Below are 1,137 nucleotides of genomic sequence, written 5' to 3'. Positions count from 1 at the left end.
ATTTTAATTATGAATCTTTTGTCTGCTTGTGCGTTAGCACCAAAACTAAAGCAACCAAGTGATAGGAACCGCATACCGGTTAATAAAACAATCCCTGCCGAAATCAAGCGAGCAAACATATGAAAAAGATCTTTATTATAACAGGAATGGCTATATCCTTGATAATGCCCAATTTAGCTCTGGCATCATTCGATTTTAAATGGGGGCATTCTCCAAATCCATATGTACTTAAAAGGAAGTCTTCTTCACTACCTCAAACGAAAGAACATTTGGAGGTTATAGAATTATTAAAAGAACAGTTGGAAGTGCAAAAAAAGCAAGAAGACAAAGAGAGCTACATCTCTTATTTTTTAAGGGGTAATAGAGTAGTTAATGGCGTACTACAAAAAAATGATATGCGCTATTTTTTTCAAGATCCGCAGCTTATCTACCCAGTTCCTAAAATGCGATACAACCGCAATGATCAAAGTGATCCAATGTTTTTGAGACTTCAATGGCTTATTAACTCAATTCTTACAAAAGAGAAAAGATATGACGTCTGGTCAAACAACCAAATGCGTACAATAATTAACGCACGTCTCCAATATAGTGGGATTGTTGCTAAAGCCATAAGCTTGCAAGCTTTTCAGGATGCACAGAAACGTTTTACACAAATTGCGCGTTTCTTAAATAATATAGATAAAACAAAGGATTTATCAGAGGTCTCAAAGTTGCAAGTACACATAAAGACCATGTTAGCCATGCTCCACAACGAATCTGTAAAATTACAAATGATCAGAAATTTAAGCAATAACGAAGAGGCTCTTATCGATATACAAAAACGCAAACTTTATGGAAACATAGTTCATCCAGGACATAAGGATATGCCTCGCATACGGTTTAATTAACCCAAATTCTTTATAACATTTGTTTTCTCTATATTTATAAATATTGTACATGTCTCAACAATCTGGAAGAACACACAAAAGTTTCACCAAATCCAAAATAATCTCGGTGGGAATACTTGGACAAACTGTGTAAATACCAATGAAGTGCATAGCATATATCTGTGTTTTAAAATAATAAAAAATTGAAGATTCGTTAACGAGGAATGCCATGAACTTCACTATCTTCACGCAACTTTTCACTGAAATTGAC

2 protein-coding genes are annotated in these 1,137 nt (G+C 34.4%); both read left to right on the top strand.

Features of this window, described 5'->3' with window-relative positions; translation table 11 throughout:
* Positions 1 to 123, top strand: a 123-nt coding sequence (locus ACFIKI_RS08360; protein WP_375665328.1) for a TrwH protein, incomplete at its 5' end; no start/stop codon positions are given.
* Positions 120 to 887, top strand: coding sequence for a type IV secretion system protein (locus ACFIKI_RS08355; RefSeq protein ID WP_375666749.1), 768 nt, complete (start codon positions 120 to 122; stop codon positions 885 to 887). The genes ACFIKI_RS08360 and ACFIKI_RS08355, both read left to right, overlap by 4 nt.
* The last annotated feature ends 250 nt before the right edge of the window (positions 888 to 1,137 follow it).

The organism is Bartonella sp. TT121SHDZB, from assembly GCF_042193415.1.
Taxonomy (GTDB): Bacteria; Pseudomonadota; Alphaproteobacteria; order Rhizobiales; family Rhizobiaceae; genus Bartonella.
Note: the sequence above shows the minus strand (reverse complement) of the source record. Positions and strands in the feature narration are given on the sequence as shown.

What these genes read in the sequence shown, in the direction of transcription:
- ACFIKI_RS08355 (WP_375666749.1), top strand. Translation starts at nt 120, where the DNA reads ATGAAAAAGATCTTTATTATAACAGGAATGGCTATATCCTTGATAATG.